Annotated in this window: 20 protein-coding genes and 1 other RNA gene; 7 read left to right on the top strand and 14 right to left on the bottom strand. The window is 37.7% G+C overall.

The window, feature by feature from the left end; all coding sequences use genetic code 11:
- The first annotated feature begins 261 nt into the window (after positions 1–261).
- Positions 262–1,047, top strand: coding sequence for a hypothetical protein (locus tag Q4489_RS10905; protein WP_303480150.1), 786 nt, complete (start codon positions 262–264; stop codon positions 1,045–1,047).
- A gap of 102 nt (positions 1,048–1,149) precedes the next feature.
- Here the strand turns inward: Q4489_RS10905 and ssrA are convergent.
- Positions 1,150–1,501, bottom strand: a transfer-messenger RNA (tmRNA) gene (ssrA, locus tag Q4489_RS10900).
- Positions 1,502–1,588: 87 nt separating this feature from the next.
- Positions 1,589–2,077, bottom strand: a complete 489-nt coding sequence (smpB, locus tag Q4489_RS10895) for an SsrA-binding protein SmpB (protein ID WP_303480148.1) — start codon at positions 2,075–2,077, stop codon at positions 1,589–1,591.
- Between the two features lie 99 nt (positions 2,078–2,176).
- On the opposite strand from smpB, the gene Q4489_RS10890 reads away from it, so the two are divergent.
- Together Q4489_RS10890 and Q4489_RS10885 are read left to right on the top strand one after the other, a co-directional pair.
- A complete protein-coding gene (locus Q4489_RS10890) occupies positions 2,177–2,620 on the top strand; it encodes an SRPBCC family protein (protein ID WP_303480147.1) in 444 nt (147 codons plus the stop codon).
- On the top strand, positions 2,601–2,975 hold the full coding sequence (locus Q4489_RS10885) for an RnfH family protein (protein WP_303480144.1): 375 nt from the start codon (positions 2,601–2,603) through the stop codon (positions 2,973–2,975). Before Q4489_RS10890 ends, Q4489_RS10885 begins: the two co-directional genes overlap by 20 nt.
- Before the next feature lie 657 nt (positions 2,976–3,632).
- Here Q4489_RS10885 and Q4489_RS10880 read toward each other — a convergent pair.
- The 6 genes from Q4489_RS10880 to Q4489_RS10855 are packed head-to-tail and all read right to left on the bottom strand — an operon-like array spanning position 3,633 to position 8,691.
- Positions 3,633–4,910 carry a lipopolysaccharide assembly protein LapB gene (locus Q4489_RS10880; protein WP_303480141.1) on the bottom strand — a complete coding sequence of 426 codons (1,278 nt, stop codon included), beginning with the start codon at positions 4,908–4,910 and terminating at the stop codon, positions 3,633–3,635.
- Positions 4,911–4,932: 22 nt separating this feature from the next.
- The gene (locus Q4489_RS10875) at positions 4,933–5,553 is read right to left on the bottom strand and encodes an energy transducer TonB (protein ID WP_303480362.1); all 621 of its coding nucleotides are present in this window, start codon (positions 5,551–5,553) and stop codon (positions 4,933–4,935) included.
- 2 nt (positions 5,554–5,555) lie between these two features.
- Entirely contained in the window at positions 5,556–5,969 is a 414-nt protein-coding gene (locus Q4489_RS10870) for a biopolymer transporter ExbD (protein ID WP_303480139.1), read from the bottom strand.
- A 23-nt stretch (positions 5,970–5,992) separates the two neighbouring features.
- Entirely contained in the window at positions 5,993–6,520 is a 528-nt protein-coding gene (locus Q4489_RS10865; RefSeq protein WP_303480136.1) for a MotA/TolQ/ExbB proton channel family protein, read from the bottom strand.
- Between the two features lie 3 nt (positions 6,521–6,523).
- Positions 6,524–7,903 carry a MotA/TolQ/ExbB proton channel family protein gene (locus Q4489_RS10860; RefSeq protein ID WP_303480133.1) on the bottom strand — a complete coding sequence of 460 codons (1,380 nt, stop codon included), beginning with the start codon at positions 7,901–7,903 and terminating at the stop codon, positions 6,524–6,526.
- Between the two features lie 11 nt (positions 7,904–7,914).
- On the bottom strand, positions 7,915–8,691 hold the full coding sequence (locus Q4489_RS10855) for a DUF3450 domain-containing protein (RefSeq protein WP_303480130.1): 777 nt from the start codon (positions 8,689–8,691) through the stop codon (positions 7,915–7,917).
- 396 nt (positions 8,692–9,087) lie between these two features.
- Between Q4489_RS10855 and Q4489_RS10850 the strand changes: the two genes are divergently transcribed.
- From Q4489_RS10850 to Q4489_RS10840, 3 genes are all read left to right on the top strand, one after another.
- Complete coding sequence (locus Q4489_RS10850) at positions 9,088–10,416, top strand: sodium:glutamate symporter (protein WP_303480129.1); 1,329 nt, start codon at positions 9,088–9,090, stop codon at positions 10,414–10,416.
- A 139-nt stretch (positions 10,417–10,555) separates the two neighbouring features.
- Positions 10,556–11,191 carry a sulfotransferase gene (locus Q4489_RS10845; protein WP_303480361.1) on the top strand — a complete coding sequence of 212 codons (636 nt, stop codon included), beginning with the start codon at positions 10,556–10,558 and terminating at the stop codon, positions 11,189–11,191.
- Between the two features lie 12 nt (positions 11,192–11,203).
- Positions 11,204–11,575, top strand: coding sequence for a hypothetical protein (locus Q4489_RS10840; protein WP_303480127.1), 372 nt, complete (start codon positions 11,204–11,206; stop codon positions 11,573–11,575).
- Between the two features lie 76 nt (positions 11,576–11,651).
- Here the strand turns inward: Q4489_RS10840 and Q4489_RS10835 are convergent, their stop codons facing one another.
- Together Q4489_RS10835 and Q4489_RS10830 are read right to left on the bottom strand one after the other, a co-directional pair.
- On the bottom strand, positions 11,652–14,333 hold the full coding sequence (locus tag Q4489_RS10835; protein ID WP_303480126.1) for a TonB-dependent receptor plug domain-containing protein: 2,682 nt from the start codon (positions 14,331–14,333) through the stop codon (positions 11,652–11,654).
- A gap of 83 nt (positions 14,334–14,416) precedes the next feature.
- A complete protein-coding gene (locus Q4489_RS10830) occupies positions 14,417–16,021 on the bottom strand; it encodes a hypothetical protein (protein WP_303480124.1) in 1,605 nt (534 codons plus the stop codon).
- A gap of 346 nt (positions 16,022–16,367) precedes the next feature.
- Here Q4489_RS10830 and Q4489_RS10825 point away from each other — a divergent pair, with 346 nt between their 5' ends.
- On the top strand, positions 16,368–17,522 hold the full coding sequence (locus Q4489_RS10825; protein ID WP_303480123.1) for an HD-GYP domain-containing protein: 1,155 nt from the start codon (positions 16,368–16,370) through the stop codon (positions 17,520–17,522).
- A 76-nt stretch (positions 17,523–17,598) separates the two neighbouring features.
- Here the strand turns inward: Q4489_RS10825 and Q4489_RS10820 are convergent, their stop codons facing one another.
- From Q4489_RS10820 to Q4489_RS10805, 4 genes are all read right to left on the bottom strand, one after another.
- Positions 17,599–18,021: a hypothetical protein gene (locus Q4489_RS10820; protein ID WP_303480121.1), complete on the bottom strand. Its 423-nt coding sequence runs from the start codon at positions 18,019–18,021 to the stop codon at positions 17,599–17,601.
- Positions 18,022–18,457: 436 nt separating this feature from the next.
- On the bottom strand, positions 18,458–21,190 hold the full coding sequence (locus Q4489_RS10815; RefSeq protein WP_303480118.1) for a TonB-dependent receptor: 2,733 nt from the start codon (positions 21,188–21,190) through the stop codon (positions 18,458–18,460).
- Between the two features lie 476 nt (positions 21,191–21,666).
- Entirely contained in the window at positions 21,667–22,521 is an 855-nt protein-coding gene (locus Q4489_RS10810) for a MurR/RpiR family transcriptional regulator (protein WP_303480116.1), read from the bottom strand.
- A gap of 277 nt (positions 22,522–22,798) precedes the next feature.
- Positions 22,799–24,760, bottom strand: a complete 1,962-nt coding sequence (locus Q4489_RS10805) for a CHASE3 domain-containing protein (protein WP_303480114.1) — start codon at positions 24,758–24,760, stop codon at positions 22,799–22,801.
- Positions 24,761–25,059: the final 299 nt, after the last annotated feature.

Raw genomic sequence — 25,059 nt, 5'->3', positions numbered from 1 at the left:
GGTCTAAATGCTCAATCATTTATACCAGGCTTTGAAAATAGCGCTTGCACATACGCGGGCGATGCGCTTTTTTCCGCAAATCTTTTTACTAACTCAGACAACGTGGCCTGCATACCATGCTTAAGTGAACTAATGAACGCTTTGCACACTCTATATATTATTGACAACTTTCTATTAACGCTACGATAAACAAAAAGTTAACTGTTTGTAAGCAACCTAGCTTTATATGATTATGGGATTAATTTATTAGGAATTTCGCAAATGGACGCGCTCAAGCTTGATGAAAATCTTAGTTTTCCTAAGACACGTATCCCTAAAGAAATAAATGAGTTCAGCGTTCCAAGTCTTTTTACAGAGACTAATAAAGAAGACTATTCCGCTCAAGCTATTGATTTTAAGTTACCCATACTCCCCGAACTCTCTAACTCCCCCGCTTCTAAAAGTAAAAATGATAGCTATTTTTTTATCTTTTTAGCCTTGAGTGTTCATGTGTTTCTTATTTATTTGTTAATGACCACTACAATAAAGTTGGAACCTATACAAAGGCCAACAATAATAAAGGCTAGCTTATTTTACCCTACTCATATAAAACCGAAAAAAAAGAATAATATTGTTGAATCAATAGAAGCTCCGCAATCAGAGCGACAAGTCACTCAAAAGCATGTTCCAATGCCCCCTATTCGCCAATCAAAAGTGAAGTATTCCAATAAGAGCCTCCCACCTGCTAAGTTAAAAGATAAGCTTACAACCTCCCTGTCCTCAAAATCCCTTAGCTCGCTGGTAGATAAAGTAAAAAAACAGTCGCTTGATAAAAGTTTAGCTGATTGGACCCATGATCGTTTAGCAAAAGAAAGTTCGATTGCAAAGTCGCATGGTAAATTTCAAATAAAGGGGGATATTTCAGAATTAAAGCTCAAAAGAAAAACAGTAGATTGTGCAAACACCCTAAGTAAAAGCGCTGCTATCCTCAGTGGTTTATTAGGCGGAAGAATAAAATGTGAAAGACCCCCTTCGTTAACAAAATTCTTAGAAAACAAACAAAAATAACTATTGTACATTAGCGATTGCTAGTACGTTACCGTGCTTGTCTGACTCTAGTGCTTCTTAAGACACAAAAAAGACGCCCTAGGGCGTCTTTAATATTGAAGGTGGTGGAGCGGGGGGGAGTTGAACCCCCGTCCGAAAAACCTACATCCTCGGTACTACATGCTTAGTCGATCATTTTTTTAACCAGTCAGACGCCGAACGACAGGCTTCTTTCTGGTGAGTCTGATACTGTTTCGCGGTTCACCCTCAGACAAGGTTCCCTCGCTAACCTAGTATTCTATGACCATCGCACCACTAGCCTACAGGTAAAGCTTTGTGGGGATGGCTAGCATTAAGCTGCTAGTGCGAACGTTTCGTCGTTTGCAACTATAGTTTTGCGGCTTTTTACCAGGCCAACCGCCCCTGGGCATGCACCTTGGGTTTCGCGAATCCCGTCGAATCCTAAATCCGCCCCAAAGTTTTGAGATTACTCTCAAGCGCTTATTGTACTGCGCTTTAATGAAATAAACAACGTGGTAAATTTTAACCAATTGATTGTATGTTATTTATCCAAATTTTTGTTTTTCATTAAGCGGCCTTTATCTATTTGCCACTCACGATCTTTAATATCAGCACGTTTATCGTGTGTTTTCTTACCTTTACCTAAGTAAAACTCTAATTTTACCCAGCATTGTTTCCAGTACATTGCAGTCGCTATTAAAGAATAGCCATCTCGTTCTACAGCGCCTATTAGACGATCTAGTTCACGACGGTTCAATAATAACTTTCGAGATCTTACTGGATCACATACCACATGGCTAGATGCAGCATTTAACGGTAAAATTTCAGCACCAACTAAAAATGCTTCGCCGTCTTTCACCATCACATAGCAGTCAGAAATATTAACCTTTCCACTACGGATACTTTTAATTTCCCAACCTTGAAGACTCATACCTGCTTCGAATTTGTCAGACAAATCGTAGTTGTGACGAGCTTTTTTGTTGAGCGCAATTGTATTGCTATTTGATTTTTTAGATTTTTTCTTTCCCATAACGGCGCTTATTATACTCACACTGAGAGCGATTGAAATCATTTTCGACAATTATACTAAGCCTTTGCTATTATACTCGGCCAAATTCTAGGGGGAAAAATGCCAGTAATCAGTCGTAATGCATTAGTGATGTTTAATTGTCAGCAAATGTATCAATTAATTAATGATGTACGTGCTTACCCCGAGTTTTTATCTGACTGCGGTGACAGTAAAATTATCTCGCAATCACCCGATAAAATGACCGCTTCTTTGCTAGTGTCAAAAGGTGGGTTGAAGAAATGGTTCACAACAGAGAATACATTAGTAGATGGCAAAGAAGTGCATATGTCTTTGCTTGATGGCCCCTTTAAATATCTTCACGGGAATTGGCAGCTAACGCCGTTATCTGACGATGCATGTAAAGTCAGTTTACACCTTGATTATGAGTTTTCGAGTAAAGTGCTTGATTTAGCCTTTGGCCGTGTGTTTAATAACATTGCAAACAACATGGTACAAGCCTTTACTGAGCGTGCTAAACACGTATATGGAGCAAACATTGGATAACACCCCAAAGCCTAAAATTCAAATTGAAGTAGTTTATGGGACACCTGACAAGCAAGTGATCTTAACCATTACTGTGCCAGACGATTACACGGTTGAACAAGCGATTGAAGCTTCAGATATCAAATCTACTTTTAAAGAAATTGATTTATCTGTCAATAAAGTGGGTATTTGGAATCGAACCGCAAAGTTAACAGATACTTTGCAAGATTATGATCGCATTGAAATTTACCGCCCACTGATTGCCGATCCTAAAGAAGTAAGAAAACGCAGAGCTGAAAAAGCGAAAAATGAGGGCCGCGCCGATAAAGTGACGGGTGGTAGAGTAAACCCTTTACGTGGCAGTAACGAAAAATAGCCTAGCGGATTCTTCACTTGTTAGGCTATCGCATCCAGTGTAGATAATTTATCGTGATTAATTGAGCGTGGCGAGTTAGTTATGAAGTTACACTTCACCTGCCACATATTTTGTTTACCTTAACGACTAATGTTTTCGACTACTTATCTTAATGTTCACAAAGTAAACAAGCGATAAACAAAGTAAAATTATACTCGCAATACCACTTACCGCCTCAAACATGATGCCTGCTAAAATAAGCAAAAGCATAACTTGAAAAATAAACATTGGCTCTCGGCGTTTAAATTTCGGCAATTTCAAAGCAACCACAAAGTTAATGCACAACAAGATTATTAATACGGTTAATTCAACATTCATACGGTTTAAACCATTTCTACTAACAGAAGCTATCACTATAAAGCAGTTGAGTAATATAGAATACGCGGTAAAAACTTACCATCTTGAAAGCCGGCACTTCATAGAAGAAACTACGTAACATACTGATTTTATTTAACGACCAAAAGAATAAACTCACATTGTAAAAATATTGCATTAATGTTGTGTTAAACAATCAGCACTAAAAAACAAAAAAGCCTAACACAGTAGCCCCCTGTTAGACTCTTTCATTTTAATGCACGTATTATCGTGTCATTCACGCATAAGTAACGCCTATTGTGATTAATTTAGCATGGCGAGTTGGTCATGGTGTAGTTTTTCACGAGCGACATATTTAAGCCATTGACTTGCCGACTTTGCAGAAGCCTTTATCTGCTCTGCTTGCTCAAAAGCCGACATAGATTCAGAAAAGTTTTTCAAATTAAAATGACTCATTCCAACAATTAAGTGCATATCACCTACTCTGGTAACGCCACCTCGCTCAATGGCATTTTCTGCTGAATCTATTGCTAATTGCCATTTTTCAGTATTTAAATAAGCTTGTGCTAGCTGGGCATCAAATTTACCTGAATCAGCTATTTCAGCCGCTTTCACTAAAACAGGGATAGCTTTTTGATCTTCTTTCGCTGCCATTAACGATTGCGCTAACATTTCTAAGTGTTTTTCATTAGCGATCACATTGCCTTTGGCAATTTCTTTTTCCAGCAATACTGCCGCTTTATACGGCACATTATTGTAACGATATAGTTGTGCTAAGGTAATGATGTCTTGTGATTTAGTAATAAAGCCTGCTTGCCATGCCGACTCCATGGCTCCCATTTGCTTATCTTCACGGCCAATTTCACCGTACATCCCTGCCAGTTGCAGCCAATATTCGGGCTTGCTAAATAATTTAACCATGAGCTCCATCACTTCTGTCACTTTCTCTGGTTGTTTTAGCTCGTAATAGTTAGCACGCTGAAGAACTAGCCAATTTTCTTTCGGTAATTCACCGTTTTGTTTTGTTAATGCTACGGCATTCTCAATCGCAGTTAATGATTTTTTATAGTGTTTCGCTTGATAATATACTTGCGCAAATAACACATGTTGTTGCGGTGTTAATGCTTTGGTATTGACAGCTTTCCATTGCGTTAAATAATTCAATGTTTGCTTATAGTCTTGCTGTTGCATGGAAAGTTGCGCAAGTGAATACAACGTAGACATTCGCAATGATTCTGGAATAGCTTGCTCGGCAATAACCTGATTAAAACTCTCTACAGCTTTCGCTGTGTTTTCATCTGCGTAATACATAAAGCCATAAAAGTTCCACAACATTGCTTTTTCATAGCTGTTCATGCTGTCGATACGCGACTTCACTTCATCAAGCACTGCTAAGCCTGCTGCTTTATCACCTTCGTCGGCAATTTGTTGGGCTCGAGCCAACTGAGTATAAACACGATTGCGCATAGCGGGTACGCGCACAGATTCGCGCTGTTCTTCTGCTTTAGCTTCACTAACGATAAACGTAGGTGCAGCGTAAAGAGCAGATACACTGAGTAAAATACCAATTATTGATTTCATTTTTGTTCTCTCTTATTCGTTATTAACCGTCTATTTCGAAAGAAATTTTATTCTGTACACCGGCAACTTCCGTTGCTTCGCCATCAACAACACGAGGTTTATATTTAAACTTTAAGGCGGCATCTTTTGCAGCAGTGTCAAAAATACCCTCAGGTTTCGCTTCGATTACAATAGGATCACGCACTGAACCATTTTTGGTTACGGTAAATTCAACAATAACGTACCCTTCAATTCCTCTTGATTGCGCTCTTCTAGGATAGATAGGTGCAACCTTCACAATCGGTAAATAATCGCCATCAGCACTACTTAAATTTAACCCACCCGATAGACCGGTATCAGCTTGTACGTCAGCGGTAAAGTTCGTACTAACCGCATTATTATTAGGGTTCGACTGCTGCATTTGTGGTTGTTGCATTTGTGGCGGTGGTGTTTTAGGCGTAGGTGGTTTTTGTGGCTTACGCTCCTTTTTTTGTACCGTTTCTTCTTGCTTTAAACGAATAAAGTCAAGCACATTACCCCGTGGAGGTTCTGACATCACATTGTTACCACCGGCAATAAGGCGTTGCATACTCCACAAAAGTGCAATCGTCACCAATACCGCTAGCGCGAAAGATATTGCATATCGACTGACATTTTCTAACATCACTAAGCCTCATCCGCTGCAATTGAGACATCAAATACACCAGCAGCTCTTGCTGAATCCATTACTTTGATCAATACATCTGTCGTTGCTTTTTTATCGGCTTGAATAACCACGGTACCTTGTGGGTTTTCTGCTTTTAATCGCTCGATATTCGCTTGCACTGCCCGCACATCTACTCGGCGTTTATTGATCCAAATTTCGCCTTTATCGCTAATGGCCACGAGTATATTCGCACGCTCTTTCTTGACCGCTGTTGCAGCTTCTGGGCGATTTACTTCAATACCCGCTTCTTTTACGAAGGAAGCGGTGACAATAAAGAAAATGAGCAAGATGAACACAACATCAAGCATAGGTGTCATGTTAATTTCTTCTGCTTCTTCTTGCTCTTGTAATACTTTTGATAATTGAGAACGCATGTTCTAACCTCTTTAACTCAAACTTAGTGCGCTAGTGGTAGCGCGTCTTCCATTTGTTCTGTACGACGCTTGGTTTTACGTTGTAACCAAGTAACTATGAATACACCAGATAATGACCCCACCATGCCAGCCATTGTGGGTATGGTTGCTTTAGATACCCCGGATGCCATTGAACGTGCATTACCACTACCAGAAATAGCCATTACATCGAATACTTCTATCATGCCGGTCACTGTACCTAGCAAACCTAATAACGGACATAACACGACTAAACTTTGAATTAACGCCACATTATGGTTTAACGATTCTGTTACCTTAGACACATTAGCGATTCTAATTTGTTCAGCATTCCAAGAACTTCGTTCTGCCCTGCTTTGCCACGTTTGCATCATGTGTTTTTTCATTTTTTGATAACCGACAAAGAAAAAATACAAACGCTCAAATATTAATAACCACATTAGGCATATAACACCGGCAATGACGGTAAGTACCTGGCCGCCGGTGTCTAAAAATTCGCGAATGCTATTCATCAATTCGATGAATATAACCATGAGTTAGGCTCCCTTTTTCGCCAATTCTTCGCTTTCAGCACGCTCTGCAATAATGCCCGCACTTTGCTGCTGCAAAATATTAATGATGCCGCGACTACGCGTGTTTAATAACGTTGAAATAAATACCATCGGAATGGCAACAACTAAGCCAAGTACCGTGGTAACTAACGCTTGTGATATACCACCGGCCATTAGTTTAGGGTCTCCTGTTCCAAATAAGGTAATTGCTTGGAAGGTGTTTATCATACCCGTTACTGTCCCAAGCAAACCTATAAGCGGAGCAACAACAGAGACGATTTTTATTAAGGTGAGTCGGCTGGTAATTTTGGGTACTTCGGCCAAAATACGCTCTGATAATTTCAGTTCAAGTGTTTCAGTATCAGCATGTTTGTTTTCATCTTTAACCAACATGACACGACCTAACGGGTTATCATTTGATGCAACATCTGTTTTTAATTGACGTCGTACTTTACTGCCCATTAAAAATAAGGTGATGAAGCGTTCAAGGGCGATAAGTAAGCCAACAGCGCCAATGGCAAGAATGACATAACCAACGGCACCACCTTGATCAACACGTTCTTGCGTATCAGGGGCTTGCACTAACAAACTTAAAATTGAACCACCGGTAGGATCTAACGCAAATGGCACAACATCACCATTACTTGATGTTAACGCTTGAGCTGACGATAAATAACGGCTATTAGGTTGGCGAATCAACTCAGCTACTGAACCAGTCTCATCAATATATTCAAGATATTTACCCTTTGAAACCAAGCTAAAACCACCAACACGTATAACTTCTTGTTGTGACTTCGCGCCGTCTGCAGCAACAACTTCTCTGGTAAATTTGTGCACTTTACCGCTTTGCGTCATTTCACGTTGAAGCTCAAACCATAAGCGTTCAATTTCTTCGATAGAAGCAAGTTTTGATGTAGAACCCATGCTCTGTGCGAATTGATCTAAAAACTCACCACGACCTGGAATTTGTGCAGAAATCACCGAAGTTGTGAACTTACTACGCGCATCGCCTGCAACTTGCTGTAAAACGCCGAAGAGCTCTTTTAATTCACCCATGCGTTTATTCAATGCTTCAATACGATTACCTAACTCAATTTCGTTTTTTTGAAAGGTATCTTCAAGTTCAGTACTTAACTGCACGGCTTGATCACGGGTACTTTTGGCATCCGATAACATTTGATCTTGCTGTGCTTTACGTGCGTTAAAGTCTGCTTCACGTTGTTTATTTTCTTTACTTTGTGCAATTTGTCCCTGCGCTAATTGCGCTAACAATTGGTCAAGCGATGTTGCTTGTTGTTGAGCGAAAACATTTGTAGCTAAGGCACCAAGTAATAATGTGGCCAATAATTGGGTTATTTTTTTCATTGTTTTTCTCTTTACTCAGCAGATGTTTGAACAACAGGCGCAACAATTAAATCAGGTGCTAGCTGTTTGCGTGCAATGCGTAAGGCTTTGTTAATATCAGTGCGGTAATTAGCCGCCAAGGGCTGCCAGCTTTCACTTTGCTGATCCCACATTCCCATGTGTTGTCCATCACGTGTTCGATATACAAGACTTACTCGACCAATACGTAAAAAATCTACATCACGCTCTTCACCCGCTACATTTTGTAATCCTGTATAAGCTTCAATTGTTCGGCCGTAATCAACCTCAACCTGATACGCTTCTAGTACCTGTCTAAACTTTTCAGAAACAGATACATCAGCTCGTGTTAAAGTTCGCTGTAATGCTTCAATACGGTTATTGCGTTCTTCAGGTAAAAATGGCACATCTAGCGATACAAATAACGCTAACGATTCGATCATACGTGCCATTAACGGTGAAACTTGGCGCTCAATAACACTGACTTGTTCCATTGAAACGGCTAGTTGTGCTAGTTCAGTTTGTTGATTTTCAACCTGCGTTTGCATTTGCTGGTTATAAACATTTAAACCGTCTATTTCTTTATTTAAGGCTTTAAATTGTTGAAGTTTGGTTTGAATTTGCTCATTAATACGATCAACACGTTTTTGTGACTTATTTGCAGAAGTGGTTATTTTCTTACCGGCTTCAACAACATCTTTCACATCTGTTTGTTGAACAGCTACGCTTGGTAAGGACAAGGAAATGGCACCCAAAAACATACCTGCCGGTGCCAACTTGAACATTTTCATAATTAAACCTTCATTATGTGTAAACTGCTTAACAGCAGCTGGAAAAACGAAACGTTTATCCAAGTAAATAATGAAGCAAAGTGTAATAATTAATTATGACAGTAAGGTTTCAGGAATATTGCAACTTTATTAAATGACAAATAAATGACAATTTTTTTACAATGAATTATATACATCAATAACTTATCTATTCTACAAAACTCAATAGTGAACACCGTACCTTTTCAAAGACTTACCAAGTAAAAAATTCACCCTCCTTAGTAAAAGTTACTCACCAACATAAAGAAATAAAAATACAACTTTAAAATCAATAAGTTAGAAGTAAATACTCATGGAGCAGTTATTGCATATTGAAGATAATTTATTGGTCTATCATCGATAAGGATTCACAAGGTTATGGAATTAGCTGTATTTTTTAAATCAATATTATTATTGGCATTTTTCTTAGTGCTTGGAAACACGATAAAACACACATTGTTCAAAGGGTTAATTATTCCTTCTTCGTTAATAGCTGGAGTGCTCGCCTTGCTTTTAGGCCCACAATTACTGGGTCAGTTCATAGACATTTCGATTAAAGAACAAAGCCTTTGGATTGATGATGACATTGTTAATATATGGAAGGAGTTACCCGGATACTTAATTGTTGTCGTATTTGCGGGGCTATTCTTGGGTAAAAAAATCCCAACAATAAAACAATCAATTAATCAAAGTTTACCCAATCTTAGTTTTGGCTATACCATCGCGATTGGTCAATACGTGGTGGGAATGATCACAACGCTACTCATTTTAGCCCCTTTATTTGATACCAAAGCGTTTGCCGGAGCATTGATTGCGGTAGGCTTTCAAGGCGGACACGGTACTGTAGCTGGCTTGCAATCAACTTTTGAGGGGCTTGATTTCGCTAAAGGGATAGATTTAGGTTTAGGTATTGCCACAATCGGACTAATTAGTGCAATTACCTTAGGTACTATCATGTCAAACAAAACAGGTGATTCAGAGCAAGAGCTTGAAATGACTGATGACGATAACAACCGAGAAGTGAAAGATAGACCATTTGGATTACAGTTTGCCATTTTAGGTACAGTGATCATGCTTGCTTGGTTAATTTTAACTGGCTTACAAGTTACTGAAGAACAACTATTCCCTGAAGCATCGATTTCAATTTTTAAATATATGCCGCTATTTCCCGTCGCGATGCTGATAGGCTTATTGATTCAAGTCATGTTAAACAAGTTTGGTGCGGGTAACCTTATTAGTAATTATCAAATCAATTTATTATCCAACCTGTCGCTTGATCTTCTCATTATTGCCGCCTTAGGTGCATTAAACTTATCAGTACTTGCTGAATATTGGCAGAGCATTTTACTGCTAGGGGCTGTAGGTGTTGTTTATAGTGCAGCGATATATTTTATCTTTGGTAACTGGTTTTTTAACCAAGACTGGAAAATACGAGGCATTGGCGAGGTTGGCCAGTCAATGGGGACTACCGCAGTGGGTTTATTAATGTTAAAGCAAGCGACTACTTCGCCAGATAAACATATCAGACCTTTTAGTTATAAACAGCCGTTATACGAACCCATTGTTGGTGGCGGCATTGTCACTGCTTTGGCAATTCCTACCATTGCTAACTTTGGGCCATGGGTATTCACCGCAATCATGACCACGATACTCATTGCTATCATTACTGGGTTTACCTTTTATAAAAAACGTTACCTTAATGAGTAGCAGTATCAACAATTAAACGTTTATAATCTGTGATTCACAAGGAGCTGTGGAATATTATGTATGGCATTCACATTTATTCGTGTGAATGCCACTTCTCATTGATAACACGAAAATATAAGTAGGTATAACAACGTTGAGCATTCCCGCAGTTAATAAAGTGTTTATCATCGGTTTACCCCGTACAGGGACCACAAGTATCTGTAAAAAATGTTTAGACTTTGGATTTCATGTTGCTCACACCGCCTACACAGATAAAGCTTTTGAGCTCGCTACAGTGTTAGCTGACACACCAATGTTTGCTGATTACCAAGCACTTGATAATGCGTATCCAAACAGTAAATTTATTTTGCTTGAGCGTGAACTATCTAACTGGATACCATCAGTAAAGCAGCTACTACAACGCATGTATAAAAATGTAACTCGCACAGATGGCGGCTTTAACCCTATTATTAAACGCTGTTATCAACAAATATTCTCACCATTTACCTTTGATAACATCAGTGATGATGGTTTTTTATCGTGTGCATATGTAAAACATCAACAAGCTGTTTTACATTATTTTAATCAGCAACCAAGCAAGTTACTGTGCATTAATATTCATCAAAGCAACGCGGTAGAAGAGTTGAGCAAGTTTTTATCCATTAAAACTGACTCAACCCATTTTGAACATTTAAACAAAGGCGGTAAAGTAACTGCCTGGAAAGATATAGAACACCCCAATAAAGTGGCATCAACAAGAAAGGGTAAAGCAACAGCCCTACCTTATTCACGTTAACAAGGAAAAACCATGAACACATTACGATCTTTTGTTAGCTCGGCTCGTTTAGTCGTAAGTAAAGGCATTTGGAAGGCTTTGGCTTTTTTGATTGTGTTACTTATTGCAGGACCCGAGTTAATGATAGGTATGGAGCTAATAGCTCTTATAGAAGTGCTTGGTGCATCTACTTTTGTCATTGCATATTATGCAAGTATCAAAGTATTGTTAACAAACCTAAAAAACAAGTATCTGTCTTTCGAACGATATACGGTGCTCTTTATACCTTCGTGGCAACAATTTCGACAAATGCCTAGTTTGTGTTTACACGCAATTCCCCACCGTACCGTTATCATCTCTTTGTTTTCTACTGTTTACCTTGGTATGTTTTTCATACTCATTTAACACCTTCCACCATAAAAAAAGCCCCTTACTTTTCAGTAAAGAGCTTTTTTAGCATATGTTAGTTTACGACAAAGAATTAAAATTCGTAGGTGTAACTTAAACTAACACTTGTACCTATTTCTTTTTCTCTTACCGCAATATCTGATTGAGTAACCTCTTGTGATTCATCTAGTAAGTTCTTTACTTTCAGTTTCACTTTCGAGTTAAAATCTGGATAATAAGTGTAAACTAAATCTACGGCATGAAATGGCTGTTCCATGGCATCTTCACTACCACCTAAACCTGATGCCACAATACGCTCACCAAACACATTGTAAACTAAAGCTCCTGAATGATTACCATTTGCTGAATCGTAGTTTAATTGAAAATTAACCACATATTCTGAATGCCCTGTCATACGCTTCGTCGGATTGGTTAAATTCCCAGCCAAGGCTGGATCAATACTCACTTCAGAATCACTTAAGGTGATATTACCTGAGGTGAAAAAACCATCGGCTAAATACGTTAGATCATGCATCCATTCAACTTCAACACCTGTTACTTCAGCTATTTCACCGTTAACAAATGTTGCATTGTAAGATGCATCATTCGCTGTTAGAACTTTTTCAATCGGCGAAGAAATATCTTTATAAAACGCTGCCACAGTAAAGTTATCACCATTATCAGCGTAGTATTCATAACGAAGATCATAATTCTTCATTGGGCTACTTTGCAGACTTACGCGGCCAAAAGTACGAAAATCTGTCAGAGGATCAAAATAAGCAACTGGCACTACTTCTCGTAAATCAGGACGTACGACCGTTTCACCATAACTTGCACGTATTTGATAACGTTCACTACCTGAATAAGTGAAAGCCAGTGATGGATATAGGTCATCATCATTGATACTACCCGCTTCAATTTTTTCTGGCGCATAATAAATATCAAGTTCTTTCTTGCCAAAAATTAAGCTTGATGTACCAATTGAGGTTTGCTTAAACTCTTCATATCTAACACCACCGCTAAAGCGTAGATCACCGTATATAAAATCAAATGAACCATAGACAGCATCAATTTTTTGAGCTGCTAGATAATCATCAGCATCAGGTGCAGAAGGCTCATTAAAATCAACTAATATACGTTGTTCTTCAATAAACGCATCCGTTAAATAATTGGCATTATTTAACGGTGAATGAGAGCCGTCGTTAATCGTTATACTTGAACCAGAGTCATTATCGACTGTATAACTCGATGTTGTATAGAAACGGCCACGATCTGAGAAATCATAACCCGCTTTTAACTCTAGTTCATAACCTTCATTATAAATCGGTAGGGTGATGTTACCACCATATGACTTCACATGATCTTCCATGTCTGTGTAGTTATATACTGCTCGGTTATCATCTCCGGTAATACTAGAACTAGCATAAACACCATCTTCAAATCTATCAATAAAACGATAGCTTGCATCTAATGGTATTTCTGTATTTGCTTCCGATTCTGTATACTGCCAGTCAGCGCCAATCCCCCAATAATCAACAAAAGTATGTTGACCTATTACTTGATTAACCAATAATGTACGTTCTTCATATTTAAATTGATGAAGTCTATCGGCACGACCATCATTAACAATCGTATAAATGTTACTACCGCCTGGGCTTTGTATTTCACCCACTTCAACTTCATCTTCATTATCAACTAAATATAAGTTATTAAATGAAATCGAATGATTGTTTAATTTATAACCAAAATTTAATACACCATTGTAGCGCTCAGTCTCAGTAGTTACACTTGAGTTTTTGATAGTGGTATAACAACTTGCTGCAATGTCTTCTGCCGTGCCCAGTGAAGTTGAACAGTTATCAGTAAGGTTTTGGCTCACAATATTCGTAGACTTATCTGCAGAATCCCATTGACTTTCATAGGAAAAAGCGGCTAAAAACCCGATAGTTCCACCAAAATATGTTTCATCAATACTATTACCAATATGCGCTTTAATATCATATTTAGGATCAAGAGATTGTTCTTTTATTGTTAAATCTCTTGGTAATGCTTTTAACAATTCATTATTAGTAGCAACAGCTATTTCAGAGACTGTTTGAGTTTCTGATGCCGTAATACCATCTCGTTTTATAATATTGTCAATACTAAAGTTACCGCGATATTGTACAATGGCATCTTCGAGCTTTTTAGGAATATTTCCGCTAGGTCGCTCATAAGTAAATCCGTCATCCGCACTTGAGTCATAACCAATACCTACCTCAATACTAGAGGTAAATTGACTCGGTACCGATTTAGTTCGAATATCAATTGAACCACCACCAAACGCGGCAGGCATGTTGGCTGAAAATGCTTTTTGCACCGCCATGCTTTCAATAATGCTTGAGGGGATAATATCAAGAGGTACAACGTTACGTGTAAGATCTGGACTTGGGATGGTGGCACCATTTAAGCGTGCGCTTGAATAACGCTCACCTAAACCACGAACATAGATAAACTTTCCATCCACCAACGTCAATCCAGTTACTCGTCGTAATGCAGAAGCAGCATCACTATCACCCGTACGCGACATTTGTTCTGAGCCTAGAATATCAGCAACAAATGCTTGATTTTTACGTTCAGCAATAACTGATGCAGCACTTCCTTGCAGTCTGGTTGCTTTTGCTACAACCTCTTCCATTACCTGTTCTTCTTCAGGGGCAAGTGCATAACCAGTAACGCTGAACAAACCCAAACCGACTGCAACAGCTAGCTTTTGGAGTTTGTAATGATTTGTCATGTTAGTTTCCTAATTCAGTGTTCAATAAAAAGGCGCCAAGAGAGTTTTAACGGCGCCTTCTTGATTTGGATTTTAGGTGGAAATTAGTCTGCTTTAGCTGCTGCCACTGCAGTCTCTACCCACTTGTACCAAACTGAGCTAGTATCTTGATCTGAAACAGCACCGATGTAATTTACAGTATCGAAAAAGCTTGAATCTAATCCTGATAGGTCATTTGCATCAATGGTGATTGCAGTAGAACTGGTGTTGGTCGCAAAGCCGCTTTCTGAAAGAACGTCTGCATCAGCTGCAACACGGATATTAGAGCCGTCGTTTTCATACCAAGCTTCTACAGTCTTACCTGCTGGCATTTGTGTTGCGTCTTTAAATTCACTTGCACAAGCCATTACAGAGTTATTGAACATGATTTCAGCAGAATTCTTAAGTCCATCAGTGGTAAATTCTATACACTCTGAACCATTTGGATTTTCACGCTTAACAAATAACGCGTTGTAGTAATTAGATTTAATTGCATCATCAAACTTAATAGCTTGTGATAGTTTTTCATCGCGTACCGATGAACCATCTGTCGTTACAACAGTAACGTTAGCAATTGTTGGAAATGACGCTGGCGCTTCACTATAATCTGCACCACCGTTCTGCTCGCCATCAGTTTCAAAGCCATTATTACCCATAAATGCAGTAGCGCCGTTACGCGTTGTCACTGTTCCATGTTCGATATATAAAAACTGAGCGTTACCTTGCCAACCTGCATCAATATCAATCGCATCATCCTGTGTATCAGTTACAACAATGTGTTTGATATTAGCAGCGCCACCAAAGAATTCGATGCCATCATCGTAACCTTGATGAATATGTATATAATCAAATGAAGAGCCGGAGCCTACAGCATTTAGTGTCAAGGAGTTTAAATCTTCACCAGGTTCACCACCCACCTTAGGGCCAGAGCCTGCATACCAAATTTTAGCAAATTTGATGTTACCACTTCCATCTGTATTATCGTTACCACCAAAGAAGGTAGTAACACCTTCAAACTCTTGACTACAAGTATCTGCAGCACGTTGTGCATTAGTACAATGATTTGTTATACCATTACCATTAATTAAAATACCACCCCAATCAGAAAACTCAGGACCTTTACCTTCAAGATCATGACGATCATAAGCAAAAGCAGAAGTAAATGTGATAGGTTTTTCTGCTGTACCTACTGCTTGAATTTTTGCACCACGTGCAATTCGCACAATCGCTTCGCCTGATTTAAACGCTAAAGTAGCACCCGGCTTAACTGTCATCGTTGGGCCATTAGTTGGTACGACAAAACCTTCACTTGTGCGGCCATCTTTACCAATTAAAAGCGCATCTTCAAATACATGAACACCACCATCTGGTAATTCATCAAAAGTGATGTTTGCTGTTATTGAAATATTTTTACTTGCAAATGAATCGTTGTATAAACAATCTTTTCCATCAAACGTTCCTTCAACAGTCCCAGCGTCAGATTCGTAACTTGCACATTCAACAACATCTTGCTGTCCACCGTTATCAGTGTTATTCGAGTTGTTCACACTGTTATCTGTTGTTGTACTGTTATCATTTACTGTTGGGGTTATTTCGATATCGCCGCCACAACCTACTAATGCTAATGCACAAGCAACCGCACTGACTTTAAATAATGATTTCAATTGCATTTCATGTACTCCGAAGAATATTATTGTTAATTGTTCAAACTGATTAAGTGAAGCCTTCGTAGCGTCCTGCCATAAAAACTTCACTTAATCAGCTTGATTTAAGTTGAGCGTTATCCTACGGATGAAAAATGACAGAAATGTTTTAGAAATATGTAGTTTTTGTTTCGCTTACATGACAGATAGATGACAAAACACTACGCAAGCGCCGTAAACTCAGGTAAATTTAATTTGTACACGACAAAATAACTTGTAAAGCCGAAGCAACATATTGAAGTAATTTGTTAACTGATAAACTTTTTTCCAACAATTAATACGATAATAACAATAATATTTAGAGCAATCGTAAATGTTAAAAACAATAAAAATCAATGAATTAAAAGTGGGTATGTATGTCGAAGATATCATACTGAAAAACAGCCTGCACAAAGTAAAAAATAAAGGCAAAGTTAATTCGGCACGAACCATTGAACTGCTAAAAAAACAAGGTGTTGATAAAGTAACGGTAGACTTGCCAGATGAAGATCTTATGAGTAATAGAGCAATAAATAATGATCAAGAGCAATCATCCGTCACGCAAGAATTAGCAATATCATGTCAGTTATACGACGATGCCACAGCACAAGTTAAACAGGTATTTTTAGCAACCGCTAAAGATAAACCGCTTAACCCAACAGCACTTCAAACCTTAGCAGACGAAATTACCGCATCTGTCATGCGCAATGAACACGCAATGACGATACTAACTCGGATACGAAATAAATCTTACTATCACTATGAACATGCTATTAACTGTGCAGTGCTGATCTGCGGATTTGCTTTGCATTTAGGCTTTAAAGAAAAAACCGTTAAAGAAATTACTCTCGGTGCCTTATTGCATGATATTGGCAGTGCGAAAGTGCCAATGCCCATTTTAGAAAAACCAGGTGAACTGACAAACAATGAACGTTCTGTCGTTCAAAAACATGTCTATTGGGGGGTTGAACTGGCTAAAAAAGATAACTTTGCAAGCCCGCTCATTATTGACATGTTAGTTAATCATCATGAACGACTTGATGGGAGTGGTTACCCACGTGGTATTGATAAAAATAAACTGTCTAAGTTGTCATGTATAACTGCAATAGTCGACGTGTATGATGCCATGACCGGAAAGCGCCAACATAAAGAAGGCGAATTACCGTTAAACGTATTACGTTATTTATTAAAACATACCGATAAATTTGAGCAAACATTAGTTGAACAATTTGTTAAATACTTAGGGGTGTATCCGGTAGGTTCTTTAGTAAGGTTAAGCAATGATAAGTTAGCGGTAGTACTTGAAGCGAACCGCTTATCGCCGTTAAAACCTAAAGTTAGCATTATTTATAGTTTAATATTGAATAAGCTGATTAAACCGATAGAAAGTGATTTAACAACAGAATCTTATTGTATAGTTTCTGCGGTGAACCCTGAAAAGTATCAAATTAACATGAATAAAGTTATACGAAATATAGCTGCGCAATAGCCTTTCTTTTACACAAAAAAAACCACGCGATAAAGCGTGGCTAAAAACGTATATAAAGGTTGGGGATTACAAACGTTTAAATGCCTTTTGCGAAATGTTGAATGCTTTGACCATTACAAACGATACCGCGTAACGATGTACTTTGTTTCGCAGCAACTAACTCATAACCTTTCGTTGCAGCTTCTACACATAACTTGGTCTCTGCGGTTTGATCACCAGCTACAATTTTCACAAGTTTTGCTTTTACATCAGTATTTTTTGGTAAAGAAAATTGTTTGATGGCCACACCGTTACAAGTATTTAGATATAAAGATTTGGCATATTCTTTACTTATTTTTTCTGCTTCTTGGTAAGCTGCTTTAAAGCCTTTTGTTGCAGCTGTTACACATAATGTTGTTTCAAATGAACTGTCTATCGCAACAAATTTTGCATTATCACTTATTGCATTGGCGGCAGTTGCTGTTAACAGTAAAGACAAACTTAATAATAACTTTTTCATAACTACTCCAGTTAAACGGTTGTTGGGGTGCTGATTCATAAAACTAGAGTAATTATACTAATAAAAAATCATTAAGCAACCATTTTATGAAATTAAATTACATATTTTCTTGTATATATTAATTTATAGGAATTATATTTGTTTATTTTGGTAATTAAATTACATAATGAACATTAACTTTCATAAGTATATACAAGAGAAGAATGCGTTATCTATAAAATGGATAGGTTCTTGAGATTATATAAATACTAAAACCCTTGTTGATTAGTGCCATGATCATAATTGACTTGCACTTAACGCGATTGAAATCAGGCATTTTGTTTAAGCAATAAAGTTAGAAAGTTTTAGTAAGGAAGAATCAAAAAAAGAGCGCCTAATTGGCGCTCTCTTTCATTAAAACCGTCAACCTATTTCAGGACGGGACAGATGTTTCTATTTAAAACGAATAACGAACACCTAATAACACCCTTCTGCTTAAATCTGTTACCCCGTAAGGTAAATATCCCGTTTTATGTACATAGGTTTTAGCTATCATGTTTTCATCGGTCAGATTTAACACTTGAAACTGCACTTGCAAATTATCATTCACACTGTAATTTGCTGAAAAATCTAATTGACCATAATCATCCATAAAACGAGGTTCGCCAAAATCATCGGAAGTTTGCGCTAAATAGCGCTCGCGCCACGCATATGAAAGCTTAGCATCTAGCGTACCGTCATCATAATATAGCGACGCGTTGAAGCTAGTTGGTGATAAACCGGGTAACCCTGCACTTCGCACATCATTTTCGATACCAAAATCAGCGTCACTTGAAGTTTTAGTAAAATTAGCTAAGAAGCCAAAGTTCTGTAAAACACCTTCTGGCGCAAAGCTAAATGGTTGCTGGTATGATAATTCAAACCCTTTGATGGACGCTGACGCACCATTAGACGGTTGCGTAAAAAACACATCGCCGTTAAACACTTCGGGGCTAAGTTGGGTGACAAAGTCTCTATTAGCAGTAAATGTGGTTGTATCTATCAAACCATCTAGGTCTTTCCTAAAGACATTCGCAGCCAACAGCGCCTCATCAGAAAAGTACCACTCTATACTTAAATCGATATTATCTGAGGTAAAAGGCTTTAACTCTGGATTACCACGTTGACCTGTCGCTGAATTAACATCAGGTGCAAAAATTCGTTCAGAGGGAGCCAAGTCAGGTAAGTTAGGTCTAGTTAACGTTTTAGAATAAGCTGCTCTTAACAAGAGCCCTTCAGAAAGTTCATACCTCAAGCTAGCACTAGGTAAAACTTCAGTATAATCACTTTCAAAACTTATCGGGTCAATACCACCTAACGCAGTGGTAAAACCGTCAATATTTTGTGTTGTTTTTACATAACGTAAACCCACATTAGCGGTTAACTCTTCCCAGTCAAAGTCTGCTTTAACATAAGCATTTAACGTTTTTTCTTCAACTTGATAAGAATTTAAAGCCGCAGAGCTTGCCCTGTTTTGAACTGAGGTGCCTGGAACAAGTGAACTTCCATTCGGAGAAACATTTCCGCCTTGAAACCAAACATCTTGGAAGCCATTTGGATCAACTGAAAACATTTTATTGGTAAAACTAGGATCTGCTCCATCAACATCATAGTCAAGCATAATCATAGAGTCTGCAAGGCTCGGCCCCATATTAGGATTCCATCCAGCCTCTCGCCCTATGCGATAATCTTGTTCAACGACCTCTTTATCTTGCACGGTATAACGAAGACCAAAGTCGACTTTATTCATAAATTCATGATCAAAAAAGCGCGTAAAATCTACTTTTGAGGTCACTTCTTTTGCATCATCTTCACTCGGACGGAAAATTAAAACATTTAACGAGAAATCTTCAGGGTTTGAAGAAAAGTCAGTTAATGTGCTGTTAAAGTCTACGTAATCTCCGCGCACTTTATATGAAAGGATACCCGGTACATTACCGCCGGCTTCATTATTAAGCTTGAAAGATAACAGCGATTGTTTTCGCTTAGCTTCTCGGCTTGAAGCACCGATATATGGAGTGATTTCCCAGTAATCGTTTGGTTTCCAGGTTGCGGTTAAAGACGTTTGAAAAAACGTGTCATCAATATCAGTAATTCTTGGCCCAACCCTATGTTGAACATTGTCAAAACTTCCTTCAACTATCACTCCATTTTCAATCACTAAACTATCTTGCAACGCTTTAACACCGAGATGCTCAAGTGGAATATCATTGCGGTGTGCTGCTTTTTCGTTAGTCAATTCTGCATAAATGCTATTGAAGGTAAATGCTAATTCATTTGATGGACTATATTGAAGCGCTAAAGTACCTGCTGTATTTTCTCGATCTTCTAAAAAGGTATATAACCGCGTACCGTTTGCTACTAAAGCACTTCCCATGGGTGAATCTGGGTCTACGTCAGGATCTATCACTGAAAGTGGGCGCCATACACCGTTTTCTGCACCATCAGATCTAAACTCACTATTTGAATGGAACAAACCAATCGAAAAGCCAAATTTATCATCAATATTATTACTTACTGTAACAAAGGCCCGTGGATCAATATTGTCGGTAGTATCGCTATAATTGCCTTGAAGAGATGTAGAAAACTTCAACCCTCTATGTTGAAATGGCTGGGGAGTTTCTAACGTGACTAGCCCCGCTAAGCCACCCTCACTTTGGCTAGCATCTGAAGACTTTGTAACGGTTGCATTACTAAATAGTTCAGAAGGAAGTAATTCAAAACTAAAACCACGACCACCACCATTCGTACCTAGTCGGCCAGCACTGCCACCGCCTGGTGCCGTCATGCCATTTATTTCAACTCGAGTAAATTGTGGCCCTAAGCCTCGTACATTAATTTGTGACCCTTCACCATTTTGATTTCGATTAATGGTAACACCAGGGATCCTCTGTAGAGACTCTGATAAATTCATATCTGGAAATTTACCTAAGTCTTCCGAACTAATTGAATCTGAAACATTGCTGTCGCTATATTTATTATTAAGTGAACGAACGATACTCCCTCTAACGCCCTTTACCGTAATAACTTCAACATTGTCTTCTGCGCCACTACTTTCCTCAGAACTTGCAGCATGTACCAGACCGACTTGACTTGCTGAGATAGCCAAACAGCAGGCTAAATATGATTTTTTAAACTTGATTGAATGCATTTACTTTCCCCCTAGCTACTATATTTACTGTTATTTTCCACAGTTTTTTGATTTTTATTACTTATATTTACTTGAGCTACCTTTAACACATGTTCAAAAGTAACAAGAAAATATAAAATAATATGTTATCAATATACATACAAAGAATGATAATTCAACACAAATTTGAACAAATGTAACACAAAAAACAAAAATAAAATGTTACTAAATAACAGACAAGTTAAACATGAGAGAAATCATCAATGAAGGATTAAGCGAAAAGGTAATTAAAATAGCGGGATAAAATGTATAAACAACTAAGACTTAACATTTTTGTTGGTTCTGTTAGAGCAATCAGTAGATTAACCTATATTGGTTCAATAACCCTTTGAAAATTTAGGTTATTTGCACAATAAGAAATTTTCATCATGTAGTCATTTAACTCAACTTTGTACCTTAAAAGAAAAGGAATGAAGCTATAGAATTAAATAGTAAAGTTAATCTCCTAACGGTAACCACTGAGAACTGCCTCTGTGTTGATCTAATTGAACTTTCAACCTTCTTAGTTTTTCTCGTGATTTTCGTTGATTTTTAACCGCTAATTCACTGGCTAAGATATCAATAGCAGCTAACATGACATAGCGTGAAGCACTTGGTTTAAAAATATAATCGGCCTCATGTGTTTCAATAGGTAAATGTATATCAGCGATATCAGCTAATGGACCATTTGGGCAAATTGCAATAACATTCGCCCCATACTCTTTTGCAACGTTAGCAGAAGCCTGAACATCAGGGCTAACACCACCTAATGATAAGCAAATTACCGCATCATTTTTATCAACAGTTGCTGCTGTCATTCTCATCAGCATTGGATCTGAATAAGAATTACTGCTAAGCGCGAGTCTAAACAATCTATTATGGCACTCTTGCGCCATCACTGAACTGCCGCCGCCAACACCGAATATCAGCGTATGTCCTGCATCGGTAATTGTTTGACTGGCCTGATGTATATCATCATCAGTAATTAACCCTGCATTAAGCGCTAAAATCTCATTAATGCCTTGATAAATTGCAGGAATATCTTTTTTAACAACATTTTTGTTACTGGTAAACCTTTCCCCTACAGCAGCTGACTGAGCAAGACGGAGTTTTAACTCTCTCACATCTTTACAATCTAATGCCTTGGCTAAGCGAGAAATACTCGCATGACTAGTGTTTGCTTTGGCTGCCAGCTCATGGGTAGATACAGTCGCAGCGTAGCTTAAATCCGCTAAAATAATAGATGCTACTTTTTGTTCTGAGGGGCGTAAGTGTGAAAATCTATCGCGAATTGCTGACACTATATCCATCATAATTTATTACCCTAGATTGTTTTGTCTAATTTGCTAAACAACCATTACAGTAATCAGTTGTTTCTACTTGCCTATACTGTCATTTATTCATATTTAGTAACAGAAGTGAAGCAGTTGTTATATCTATTTGTTTACTGCATTATTCAAATAGGTATAACAATAATTAGCTAATCGCGTGTTTTCATGGTTTGTATAGCTTTAACCTTAATGGGGTATTTATGGTAGGCCGTGATATAAACGTTGTAACTAGAGCTTTTCTAAGCCTTATTATGCTTCCCTACAACTTCGGATATTGATGTAGTATTTTAATCACCTCATTTGCATCGATAGGTTTGGCAATAAATCCAACCATACCCGCTTGAAAGCACTTTTCTTTGTCGTCTTCTAATACATTTGCTGTCATAGCAACAATCGCAGGATGATTATCAGGCATAGATTCAATTATTTTTCGAGTTGCTGTTACGCCATCCATGGTAGGCATTTGCATGTCCATAAAGATAATATCATAAGAATTTTTCATTGCGGCTTTTAACGCCTCAACACCATCATTAGCTATATCTACTTTATAGCCTAATTTATCAAATAACTTATCAGCAATGACTTGGTTTATTTTATTGTCTTCAGCAATTAAAATCTTTAAAGGTTTTTGCTCTGCCAACTTATTATTTTCTGACACTAATTGTTGTTGGCCATATTGTTTACTATCAACATTCTCAGAGGTTTCCACTAGTGGAACAGTAAACGTGAAGGTTGAACCATGATTCAGTTCACTGGAAACGCTGATACTGCCATTCATCTGTTTAATCAATTGTGAGCAGATAATTAAACCTAAACCGGTACCACCATATTTTCGGTTGATTGATGAGTCAACTTGCGAAAATGGTTTAAATAGCTTTTCTTGATCTTGCTGTGAAATACCAATACCAGAGTCATTAACAATAACGGTTAAAAAATGATGATTAGGCTTTTCTAGAATTGCTTCTGATTTAACGGTCAGTTCAACCTCACCTTGATTAGAAAATTTAATGGCATTACTCATTAAATTTAATATAATTTGCTTAAGACGAAGTGAATCTCCCAAAAAGGTAGAAGGCATATTTTCTACTATCACTGATTTTATCACTAAACCTTTACTTGAGGTTTGCGGATCCAATAAAAAACAAATCTCGTTAATTAAATCTTTAACCTTAAATGCATGACTATCAATTGATAATTTACCCGCTTCTAATTTTGATAAATCTAAGATGTCATTAATCACTAATAAAAGACCGTTACCACTTGAACGAATGCTTTTTACATAACTCTCTTGTTCTTTATTAAGTTGGGTATCTTCTAATAATAAAAGCATACCCAAAATTCCATTCATAGGTGTTCGGATTTCATGAGACATATTAGCTAGAAAATCACTTTTTGCCTGCACTGCATTCATCATTTCACGGTTAGAAATGGCTAATGATTTCGCCATATAATTATAGGATTTGGCCAACGTATAAAACTCATCTTTTGAGTCAACGTTTATCTCTGAATCAAAATCACCGCCGGCTATTTTTTCAGTCCCGGTGATTAATTTTTCTAAATTACGTGATATTTTTCGTTGAATAGATACACCACTAACTAAGGCTACTAAAGCAGCAAATAGGCAGCCAATAACGATGATAAGTTTGGTAAAGAGGTTATCGTTTTGTTTTGATAACTTTCGCTTTTCCATTAAAATATGTTCTTCTTGGATAAAAGCATCAATAATTTCACGTATCTCATCACCGATTACCTTCCCCGCATTACCTTCAAGAAAACTAACAATTTCAGAAAAATCTCTAGAAATATCGACAACGTTTCGTCTTTTAATAATGGCAACTTCATTAGCAGCTTTCAGCCACTTTTTTTCTAATGTATTTATGGCATCTAGCCGTTTTACTTGCTTTGGGTTATCACTAACTAATTTTCTTAATTGAGCAAACTTTATATCCCAAACCTTTTTCGCTTCAAAATAGGGAGCAAGAAAATCATCGTTGCCGGTAATTAAAAAGCCGCGCTTTCCTGATTCTAAATCAAGTAACAACTTATTAAGCTCATGACCTTTTGCAATAACAGAATAAGTATGTTCAACCCAACGGGTTGACTCTTCATTTTTGGATATATTTACATAATTAACAACGGATAAAAGAAAAATAAAGACGAGCGGAATAGCAAAGCCAATGGTAATTTTACGGCGTATTGATAAATCATTTAAATGCAACAATGTTTACAGCTCCAAATCTTATTTTTCTAGAAAAATTTATCCGTTAACTTTTAAACTAAAGTTCAAAGTAGAATTATTGAGTTGAACAACACTCAATCCACTTGAATTATAGCCTGTAATGAATAATTAATGCTTAGACTTTCTATAAAATATAACTACAAAACCACACCAAACATCTGAATTGAAAGGTTTTACTCACATATATTATTTTAATAACCTAATTAGAGCGTGTTGATCTTTGCTGTTTGAGTTTTGTTCAAGGTAAACGCCTTCTGATCGCGGCACTTGGATTCTTGCAT

It is taken from the genome of Thalassotalea sp. 1_MG-2023, from assembly GCF_030546745.1.
Lineage (GTDB): Bacteria > Pseudomonadota > Gammaproteobacteria > Enterobacterales > Alteromonadaceae > Thalassotalea_C.
The sequence above is the reverse complement of the archived record's forward strand: the minus strand, read 5'-3'. Positions and strand labels throughout refer to the sequence as shown.

Coding starts and splice junctions, on each gene's coding strand:
- Q4489_RS10905 (WP_303480150.1), top strand. CDS start 262: ATGGACGCGCTCAAGCTTGATGAAAATCTTAGTTTTCCTAAGACACGT.
- smpB (WP_303480148.1), bottom strand. CDS start 2,077: ATGGGAAAGAAAAAATCTAAAAAATCAAATAGCAATACAATTGCGCTC.
- Q4489_RS10890 (WP_303480147.1), top strand. CDS start 2,177: ATGCCAGTAATCAGTCGTAATGCATTAGTGATGTTTAATTGTCAGCAA.
- Q4489_RS10885 (WP_303480144.1), top strand. CDS start 2,601: ATGGAGCAAACATTGGATAACACCCCAAAGCCTAAAATTCAAATTGAA.
- Q4489_RS10880 (WP_303480141.1), bottom strand. CDS start 4,910: ATGAAATCAATAATTGGTATTTTACTCAGTGTATCTGCTCTTTACGCT.
- Q4489_RS10875 (WP_303480362.1), bottom strand. CDS start 5,553: ATGTTAGAAAATGTCAGTCGATATGCAATATCTTTCGCGCTAGCGGTA.
- Q4489_RS10870 (WP_303480139.1), bottom strand. CDS start 5,969: ATGCGTTCTCAATTATCAAAAGTATTACAAGAGCAAGAAGAAGCAGAA.
- Q4489_RS10865 (WP_303480136.1), bottom strand. CDS start 6,520: ATGGTTATATTCATCGAATTGATGAATAGCATTCGCGAATTTTTAGAC.
- Q4489_RS10860 (WP_303480133.1), bottom strand. CDS start 7,903: ATGAAAAAAATAACCCAATTATTGGCCACATTATTACTTGGTGCCTTA.
- Q4489_RS10855 (WP_303480130.1), bottom strand. CDS start 8,691: ATGAAAATGTTCAAGTTGGCACCGGCAGGTATGTTTTTGGGTGCCATT.
- Q4489_RS10850 (WP_303480129.1), top strand. CDS start 9,088: ATGGAATTAGCTGTATTTTTTAAATCAATATTATTATTGGCATTTTTC.
- Q4489_RS10840 (WP_303480127.1), top strand. CDS start 11,204: ATGAACACATTACGATCTTTTGTTAGCTCGGCTCGTTTAGTCGTAAGT.
- Q4489_RS10835 (WP_303480126.1), bottom strand. CDS start 14,333: ATGACAAATCATTACAAACTCCAAAAGCTAGCTGTTGCAGTCGGTTTG.
- Q4489_RS10830 (WP_303480124.1), bottom strand. CDS start 16,021: ATGCAATTGAAATCATTATTTAAAGTCAGTGCGGTTGCTTGTGCATTA.
- Q4489_RS10825 (WP_303480123.1), top strand. CDS start 16,368: ATGTTAAAAACAATAAAAATCAATGAATTAAAAGTGGGTATGTATGTC.
- Q4489_RS10820 (WP_303480121.1), bottom strand. CDS start 18,021: ATGAAAAAGTTATTATTAAGTTTGTCTTTACTGTTAACAGCAACTGCC.
- Q4489_RS10815 (WP_303480118.1), bottom strand. CDS start 21,190: ATGCATTCAATCAAGTTTAAAAAATCATATTTAGCCTGCTGTTTGGCT.
- Q4489_RS10810 (WP_303480116.1), bottom strand. CDS start 22,521: ATGATGGATATAGTGTCAGCAATTCGCGATAGATTTTCACACTTACGC.